General features: G+C 60.3%; 8 protein-coding genes and 1 pseudogene. 3 read left to right on the plus strand and 6 right to left on the minus strand.

Annotated elements, in window-relative coordinates:
* The first annotated feature begins 336 nt into the window (after window positions 1-336).
* The 3 genes from NKG99_RS34815 to NKG99_RS34825 all read left to right on the plus strand — a co-directional run bounded on the left by NKG99_RS34815 (window position 337) and on the right by NKG99_RS34825 (window position 2,610).
* Window positions 337-855, plus strand: coding sequence for a type 2 periplasmic-binding domain-containing protein (locus NKG99_RS34815; protein WP_352873947.1), 519 nt, complete (start codon window positions 337-339; stop codon window positions 853-855).
* A 120-nt stretch (window positions 856-975) separates the two neighbouring features.
* Window positions 976-1,530, plus strand: coding sequence for a DUF309 domain-containing protein (locus tag NKG99_RS34820; RefSeq protein WP_352873949.1), 555 nt, complete (start codon window positions 976-978; stop codon window positions 1,528-1,530).
* Window positions 1,531-2,331: 801 nt separating this feature from the next.
* A complete protein-coding gene (locus NKG99_RS34825) occupies window positions 2,332-2,610 on the plus strand; it encodes a hypothetical protein (RefSeq protein WP_352873951.1) in 279 nt (92 codons plus the stop codon).
* A 157-nt stretch (window positions 2,611-2,767) separates the two neighbouring features.
* Here NKG99_RS34825 and NKG99_RS34830 read toward each other — a convergent pair whose 3' ends face one another.
* The 6 genes and pseudogenes from NKG99_RS34830 to NKG99_RS34855 all read right to left on the minus strand — a co-directional run bounded on the left by NKG99_RS34830 (window position 2,768) and on the right by NKG99_RS34855 (window position 8,230).
* Window positions 2,768-3,001: a hypothetical protein gene (locus tag NKG99_RS34830; RefSeq protein ID WP_352873961.1), complete on the minus strand. Its 234-nt coding sequence runs from the start codon at window positions 2,999-3,001 to the stop codon at window positions 2,768-2,770.
* A gap of 282 nt (window positions 3,002-3,283) precedes the next feature.
* A pseudogene (locus tag NKG99_RS34835) lies at window positions 3,284-3,907 on the minus strand (IS91 family transposase); the annotation flags it as partial.
* A 3-nt stretch (window positions 3,908-3,910) separates the two neighbouring features.
* Entirely contained in the window at window positions 3,911-4,816 is a 906-nt protein-coding gene (locus NKG99_RS34840) for a tyrosine-type recombinase/integrase (RefSeq protein ID WP_352873953.1), read from the minus strand.
* 188 nt (window positions 4,817-5,004) lie between these two features.
* Window positions 5,005-5,517: an OmpA family protein gene (locus NKG99_RS34845; RefSeq protein ID WP_352873955.1), complete on the minus strand. Its 513-nt coding sequence runs from the start codon at window positions 5,515-5,517 to the stop codon at window positions 5,005-5,007.
* Window positions 5,518-5,527: 10 nt separating this feature from the next.
* On the minus strand, window positions 5,528-6,187 hold the full coding sequence (locus NKG99_RS34850; protein WP_352873957.1) for a L,D-transpeptidase: 660 nt from the start codon (window positions 6,185-6,187) through the stop codon (window positions 5,528-5,530).
* A 189-nt stretch (window positions 6,188-6,376) separates the two neighbouring features.
* Complete coding sequence (locus tag NKG99_RS34855; RefSeq protein WP_352873959.1) at window positions 6,377-8,230, minus strand: adenylate/guanylate cyclase domain-containing protein; 1,854 nt, start codon at window positions 8,228-8,230, stop codon at window positions 6,377-6,379.
* Between the last annotated feature and the right edge of the window lie 396 nt (window positions 8,231-8,626).

Raw genomic sequence — 8,626 nt, forward strand, 5'->3', positions numbered from 1 at the left:
TGATCCGTGCATCGAGAATAGGATGGTGCATGGTCAGGCTCCTTGTTGAAGAAGCTCGCCATGCTCTGCTCTAGCCGAACGACGCAACGCGAGCGCGACGACCGGTTCTTGATCTCTACCTCAACCGCAGGCGCCCCTCCCGCGCAGCGGGTTCGTTCTCCGGCCCCCTTCCGGTCATTCACAAGCCGGCCGATAGCCGAAGTGAGCCAGTGCTGTTTACGTCGGAAAATACATAGGCCGCCACTACATGTTCGCGTTTTGTGCTTCGAAAGTCGCATAATTGGCAGAGAGGAATGTGTCCCGAACGGGAAGTACTGACACACCCGTAACGACGACATGGTGACCTGGCTGCAGCAGGGCCGCGCTGCTTTTGGGGTGCTGCCCTTCGCGCGCTTTGCCCAGCTCAACAATCCCGAGCAGTCCACCTTCCCCGGCAAGATCAAAGCCATGGCCTTCCCTGGCTCCAAAGCGCTGTCGGGCGGCGCGGAAATGGCGGCGGTCGTGGAATCATGGGCGATGGCGGTCCCCGCCAATTCCACCGACAAGGAGCTTTCCTGGAGCTTCATCAAAGCGGTCTCCAGCAAGGCGGTCACGCTTGGGGCGGCGCGAAACGGTAATGGACCGGTTCGCGTATCCACCTATGCGGATGCCGAATTCTCGGCATCCCAGCCGCTCGCAAAGGTAGAAGCCGCCACGCTGGCCAAGGCGCGTCCGGCATTCCCGGCCTTTCCCGAAGCCGTGCGTGCGCAGGCGACTTTCCTTGAGGAGGTGCAACTCGCGGTGCTTGGGCGCAAGTCGCCACAAGAAGCTGTCGCGGCGATCGTGGAGCGGGTTACGGCACTCATGCCAGATTGACCGGCAGGATTTCGCTGCTTGGAAGCAGGTTGATTTACGTCATTACCCATGACGACGGCTGTGAGAGGCGGACGCCGATCCGGCCCCATCCGCCAGGATGATTGCCATGGGCGTGCTTTCATGTTTGCTGGAACTATGTCACGACCACGCTTGCTGCCCGAAAACAGTTTTCCTACCTATGCGTACCTGCCTGGCAAACATCCTCATCCGGTGCGCGATCCCTTGGGCCACAGTTACCAAAGCGACCCGGTGACCGTCGCGGTTGAGGAAGCTCTGGGCTCAGATGTATTTCGTTGGGGAATCGACCTTTTCAACCACGGCTACTACTGGGAAGCTCACGAGGCTTGGGAGCCTCTTTGGCACGCGGCGAAACAAAGCACTCAGTATCGCCTATTCTTCAAGGGGCTGATCCTGTTGGCTGCGGCTGGGGTCAAGATCCGCGAGGGCAAGCGGGTCGCTGCCGCGCGCCATGCGGTAAGAGCTGCGGCGCTTCTTCGTCAGGTGGTGAGCGCGCCGAGCCCGCCTTTTGAAGCCGCACTCGGGATGCCAGCTGCCGCGCTCGCAGAACACGCCGAAGCGGCCACAACTTCCCCCGCTGTTTTGCAGGAGCCTGCGCCTGGCCAGCCTGAGCCCGTTTTCGATTTCATCCTCGCACCAAAATCCGAGAGTGTCTGATTGGCAATCCTACGATACCGTTCAAGGTCAGCTTCGTCAGCGGGAAGCGGGCGTTGATCGTAGGTCAAGCGCAGGGTTCATCGGTTGCGCGCCGGGTTACCGTTTGGAACGAAGGGAAGACCAAAGACGTTCAGACGGCTAAATCTCAGGATGGATTTAGCCCAGGAATGCTTGCAAACGCTGAGCGTGATGCAACGGACCATCTCCGAGGCGAATACCTGCCTTGCGCACCTGCGATGAAGTTCGTCGAGCGAACGGTCGCCCCGAACTCGTTGGGAAGCTCCAAATACTGATGATGCATCTCGAGGACGCCAAGGCCGGTGCAGTTAAAGGCAGAGGCAGTTAAGGCTGGAAAAGCTGCTGGTCATTGACATCGAGATCGGGACAAGACCGGTGCAGCCAACACCGGCCAAACCGGCTTGACGGAACATTAGCGATCTCTAACTATTTGTGCTGTGGCAGACGATGCACACCCCATCGCCTGCTGAAGATCGCGATCTTTCACCGGCTCTCGATCGGCCCGCGCCTCCCGCAAGTGGCGCGGGCTTTCCGCACCAGGGGTCGAGATGGCCGACAAGCCCGCCACCACCTACACCGTCCAGCGTCTTCGACAAGCCGCATTGGCGCACCGTGCTGACCACCAAGGACAAGGCCGAAGCGCTGGCCATGGCGAAGGGGACTGGCGACAAGATGAGGATCGAGGAGATCACGTCGAAATTGAAGTAGGGCGCTGGGAACCGAGTTTAGCAGGTGACGTTTTCCCCGCAGGTCACGCTAAATGACCTAACTACGGAGGAAACAATGAACATCAAGATGCTCACAATGGGCGCGATGGCGCTTGCGATGATGACTGGTTCGGCTCTTGCTGGCAGTACATCCGCGCTGGACGACCCGGCAAAGATGTCGCCGTTCTTCACCGATGCCGGCATGAAAACCTTGAGGACAGAAGCGGATTTCAAGACCGCATGGATGTCCCTGAAACCCGATGAACAGAAGGCCGTGTTGAAAGACTGCGGCGATACCACGCTCAACAAGTCGCATGCAGATTTCTGCGCGATGGCAAAGAAGATGGGTGGCTAACAACGTCGAAGGCGGGCGCACTGAGTCCGCCTTCGCGTTGACTGCGCAATGGCCGGCGCCACTTCGAGGTTGCCTGAAAAAAGCGCCTGCCAGGGGGCGGTTGGGTTTCCGCTGGGACCCCGACAACCTAACAGGCCGACGGCCGGGAAAGCCCAGCCTACGCGCTCCCGTCCGTATCGCTTTCCTCATCGATCATCAGCACCGGCAGATAGGCCTTGGTTTCCAGCCACTCCCGCAGAACGATCTCAATGAGATCCGACGGACCAATCTTCATCTCGGCGGCTATGTACTTCAGCGCGTCTTCCGTCGCCGCCTCCAGTGGCACGCCAGCGACGTTCCTGAGCATCAAGGCAGCGCGCCGAAGGATGATCTGCGGGTCCGGCCGCGACATGTCCGCGATGCGGTCGGCGGCGCTCTCAAACGCCGCCACGGCTCGGCATAGTCAAGGTATTCGGCGTCGCGAATGTCTCAGTTCGATGGTTTGCAGTCGGTCCGCTTTTTGGCAGGAATTGAATGAAGCGGACGTTCGCAGACGTGTTCGCAATTCATGAGGAGCTGGAGTTTGCCCCCACCGATCGCCGTTCGCTTGGCACCCATAATGCAAGCTGGCCCATTCGTGCGGCCGGCGAAGCAGCCCGGCTCCAACAGCATGTGGCATCGATCCTTCAGGTCCACCACATCGGCTCAACCGATAGCGCTGGGCAAGCCCCAGGCGCTGGTTCCCGAGCACGCGCACTGGAAGGAGAAAAGCCGGACGCGACGATATCCACCGGCTTCCGTCTGGCGCGATGCCGCCGCCTGGTACGATCATGTGGACATGCGGATGATGCGTCATTCCCGAGCCCCAGGTGTGGAGGACGGCGGTGATGCCGATCCTGGCGCCGAGGTGCCTGCTATCGGCCGCGATCGTCAGCATCGTCTCCGATGCCGCCTTGAACAGCAGATCATAGATCAGCGCCTTGTTATGGAACGCGATCTCGGCGACTTCGGCCGGCAGCGTGAAGACGATGTGGAAGTATCCGACCGGGAGCAGATCGGCTTCGCGCTCGGCGAGCCATGTACGCGCGGCCGCGCCCTGGCACTTGGAACAATGCCGGTTGCGGCAGGAATTGTAGGCGATGCGCCGCTCGCCGCAGTCCTCGCAGGCTTCGACATGCCCGCCGAGGGCCGCGGTGCGACATTGTTCGATCGCCGACATGACCTTGAGTTGCTGCAGGCTCAGATGACCTGCATAGACGGCCCGATAGGCCGGCGCGGCGGCACGGAAGATGTCGGCGACCTCGATCGAGGCGCGCACGGATCAGCCGGGCGGCGACTTGCCTTCCATCAGCGCCATCAGCCGGTCGAGCGGCCCGGCGACCGCGTGGATTGTCCGGGTCGAGACCTTGGTGTAGAGCGCGGTCGTATCGAGCTTGCTGTGGCCTAGCAGCACCTGGATGACGCGGATGTCGACATCCTGTTCGAGCAGATGGGTGGCAAAGCTGTGCCGCAGCGTGTGCGGGCTGACGCGCTTGCGGATGCCTGCGACTTCAGCAGACTCCTGGACGGCGCGGTGCAGTTGCCGCGACGAGATCGGATCGGTGCAACTGCGCCCCGGGAACAGCCAGCCATGCGGCAGCATGACCCCGCGCCGCTTGCCTTCGCGCCACCACAACCGCAGCAGTTCCAGAAGTTGCGGCGAGAGCATGGCGTTGCGGTCCCTGCGTCCCTTGCCCTGTTCGACGCGGATCAGCATGCGCGTACTGTCGATATCATCGACCTTCAGGTGCGCGACCTCGGACACACGCAGGCCCGCGCCATAGGCGACGCCGAGCGCGGCCTTGTACTTGATGCCAGGTGCTGCTTCGAGGAGCCGCGCCGCTTCCTCCACGCTCAGCACATCGGGCAGCTTGCGCGGATAGCGCATGATCACCAGCGCACGCGCCAGATCCCGCCGCATCAGTGTCACCATGAACAGGAAGCGCAACGCCGAGACCGCGCCGTTGATCGTCGCGGGGCCGACACCGTTCTCATGCTGGTTCAACTGGAAGCGCCGGATATCCTGGGGCGTCGCAGTGTCGGGAGCGCGCCCAAGGAATGCGGTGAAGCGCCGGACGTGACGCACGTAATCCTGCTGTGTATGCGGTCCCAGACCTCGCATCAGCATGTCTTGCTGCATGCGCTGACGAAGCGGTGATATCGGTGCATTGGTCGGCAGGGTAGCCATGGCGAGTTCCTCTCGTTGAAGGGAACTCCATGGTCTGGTCAGGCAGTTAGGCACTCAAAGCCGAAGATTACCATACTGCATTGCCAACCGCGCCTTCCCGCGAAGCGGGTTCGTGCATGAGGCGCAAAGCAGCCATGCCGCCGTCGCGTTGTGAGACTCTGATTTGGTGACAAGCAAAACAGCAGCCCCTACGACTCGTCCCTCTCATCGCGCAAATTAGACACAACGCGGCGGTTCTGCGACCTGCAGGCGGCGTCGGGGCAGTCGCGGACGAGCCTGTCCTTGCCGTAGCCCTTGGCCCACATGCGGTTGCGGTCTATGCCGCCGGCGGCGAGGTAGTCCATCACCGCATCGGCGCGCTGCTTCGACAGCGCCGTTTCACTTGCGCCTGGATCGTCGGCGAAACCCTGCAGCTTGAGCAGCCAGCGCGGATGCTTTGCTAACCAGGCGATCTGGGTGTCAAGGGTGGCCTTGGCGACAGAATCGAGCGCGGCCGAACCTTGCGTGAAATAGGTGCGGCGGCCGACATTGAGGATAAAATCCTCCTCGCTGCCCGGCTGCACGTTCTGGAAACCGGCAATCTCGGTGTTGGTGACGTCGGGGGTGGGAAGGGCCAGCGTGTTGCTGGTCGAACAGGATGCGGCCAGCACCAGCAGGCCGGCGGCGAGCAGCCGGCGCGTGGTTTCAATCATGCGGTTCATGATGCGCCAATCATTCGACAGTGGTGGAAGCGGGCGCCTGGTCGGCGATGTGCGGTAGGACCTCCACTGCGGTGCCGATCGGGCACCGCTGGTAGAGGTCGATGATGTCTTCCGGGAACATGCGGATGCAGCCGCTGGAAGCGTCGGTGCCGATGCTCCATGGCTCCAGCGTGCCATGCAGGCGGTAGCCGATGTCGGCGCCGTCGCGGTACAGATAGAGCGCGCGCGGTCCAAGCGGATTGTTGGACGCGCCGCCTGCGACCATGGGCGGTAGGTCCGGCTTGCGCTTACGCATTTCGGGGGGCGGGACCCATTGCGGCCACAGCGCGCGGCGGTCGATCGTCGCGCGGCCGTACCATTTGAAGCCGTCCTTGCCGACGCCGACGCCGTAGCGGATGGCGGTCTTGTTTTCCATGATGAGGTAGAGGAAGTGGTGGCGGGTATCGACCACGACGGTGCCGACCGGCTCGCTGCTGAAATACTTGACGATCTGGCGATGCCATCTCTTGTCGATCTTGGCGAAGTTGGTCTTGCGATAGACAAAATTGGTGTCGCTGGCGGTACCGGCGAAAAAGGATTTTGCCGTCGCGAGTTGAACAATATTGCCGGTTGCACCGACCGCGACCAGCGCCAGGCCGCCGAGCACGACACCCCTGCGTGATAAAACCATCGGCAATCCCCCATGCCGTAAGCCTGACGGACCATAGTCGAGAATTATTTCGCCTCAAAGTGGAAAATGCTGCAGTGGGGCCGGAAGGGGACTGGCAGCTTTTCACCAGCGGAGGGTCCAAAGCTGACATTCAAATCGATGCATCCTGAAGCTAACTAACCACGCCTGTATACCGGCGTCCAACCGAAACTACTTCATTGGCGCTCCCGCAGCCACCAGGTCGGCCACCTGTCGATTAATCACTGCAGGATTGATATGGAACGTCATATCGCGCCACCGCGTGGCCTTAAGCCACGGCTGCATGGCAAGCGCCTTGAGGACTTCACTGCGTGCAGCGTCAGTTTTTCCAAGGTGGACATCGTTGATGGCACGTAGCAGCGGAACAGTGATCAGGAAGTCTGACGCCTTCGTTATCAGGGCAGCAGATTCGGCGTACTTTTCAATATCAGTCAGCGCATTCGCCTTCATCACGAGATAATAATCGGCGAAGTTTGGATCGTTCCTGAGCCCGTATTCTGCTCGCTCAATGGCCTTGTCTGTCAGGCCACTGAAGCGGGCTGCCGATGAAAGGTCGCCGATGAGAAACGCGTCTCCGGGCGAAAGCGCGATCACCTCGTCGGCCCTGCGCAGAGACAGATCAAATTTTCCCTGATAAGCGCTGACGTAGACGGATGACCACAAGCAGCTTTTTCTTGCGTCGGGTCCGAGGTTAGCCCGCGGAAGAATCCTTGCTTCCAGTTCAGACGCCATGCGCCAATGCTCTTCAGGCTTCTCGTCAAAGCCGAGGTTAGCCGCCAAGACGTGATCCCAGGCCAGTCCGCACGATAACAGAGACGAATCGGGAAATTTGGCCAAGCCCTCAAGAATTATGTCCGTCGCCTTTACTAGGCTCTCGGGCGTAAACTGCCCAAAAAAGAAATTGGATCGAAGGAAGAAGTCGTACTCTTCAAGATCCGGTGTGTCCTTTTGCCAGACCTTCTTGTATTCGATGTCGTACATTTTTCCGCGCTGGCCACCAAGCGTGCCAATGATTCGTTCGATCGCTTCGTCCTGAATCACAAGGGGATTGCTTCCAGAGCGATCGAACTTTTCCGCCCAGAGATTTTCGCCTGTGCGCGCGTCGATCAGCTGTGCGGTGATCCGCACCCGGTCCGTCTCTTTCCAGATACTGCCCTCAATCACGTAGGCCACGTTCAACTCTTGGCCGATCCGGCGGACATCGGTTGGCTTGTCCTTATAGACGAAGCTAGAACTATGCGAGAGTACCTTGAGTTCGGTGACGCCTGCCAGCATCGAGATCAAATTGTCTGTCATGCCGTCGCTAAAATAATCTAGCGTCGTGTCGCCGCTCATGTTCTTGAATGGCAAAACTGCCACGGTCGGGATGCCACCTTGGCCTATCTCGCGCTTTGTTCCATAGAACTGCCACCACGCCAGGACCGCTGTGACTGTTAAGACCAGCACTAGGAAGGTCGCTACGACTGGCAGCCGCGAGCGGCTGCGGCTCGTGCGCATGGGCTTGGCCTTGCCGTCGGTCGTGACACGGTATGCCTCAACCGGCTCCGCGATGTTCTTGACCTTTCGCAGGCCCATGGACTGAAAGCCGAAAGCCAGCTTCTTCTCAACCTCGCGCGCGACCTTCGCAGACACCCAGATACCGCCAGGCTCAGCAAGTTGTTCTAGTCGCGCCGCGATATTTACGCCCTCGCCAAACCGATCGTCTCCCTCGACAATCACCTCGCCAAGATTGACGCCGATGCGCACTTCCACGCGCTGGTCTTTCGGCAACGAGGCGTTTCGCTCGGCCAGCCCACGTTGCAACGAAACTGCGCATTCCATCGCCTCGACGACAGAAGAAAACTCCGCCAGCAGACCGTCGCCCATCAGCTTGAAGATAGTGCCATGATGACGCGTTACTGTCGGCTCGAAAAGTTCCTTATGACCGGCGCGCACCCGTTGATGCGTACCCGCTTCGTCGCGCTCCATCATGGTGGAATATCCGACGACGTCAGCAGCAAGGATGGCGGCGAGCTTGCGGTCCATTGCGGAGCACTCTGTCGGCGGCCAACCTCGGAGGCGAGGTGGCAAACCCTCCCGGGTTCCGATCAGTTTCGCCTATCAGGACCTTACCCGCAAGCGACTTGATGGGCCGATTGCGGACAGGCCGCCTTAGGCGAGGATACAGGAGAGCGGACATTCAGGTCATCGCGAACATCGTCATGACCTGGCCCGCGGATCTATACGGCCGAGATGCCGCGCATTGCAGACTGACGGCTCTGGGGTCGAAGACGGCAGCTCATTCGGTAACAGCGGAGAGCAATTCGTCATCTTGCTGTGGGTTGACAATCCAGCCTCAGCCGCCATGCTGCACTGCAACATTACTATCTCGGAGTCCGCAATGACAGATATCAGGTCATCGCGCATCGAATGCCTCGACGG

The sequence above is a fragment of the Mesorhizobium sp. M1409 genome, assembly GCF_040317535.1.
Classification (GTDB): Bacteria; Pseudomonadota; Alphaproteobacteria; order Rhizobiales; family Rhizobiaceae; genus Mesorhizobium.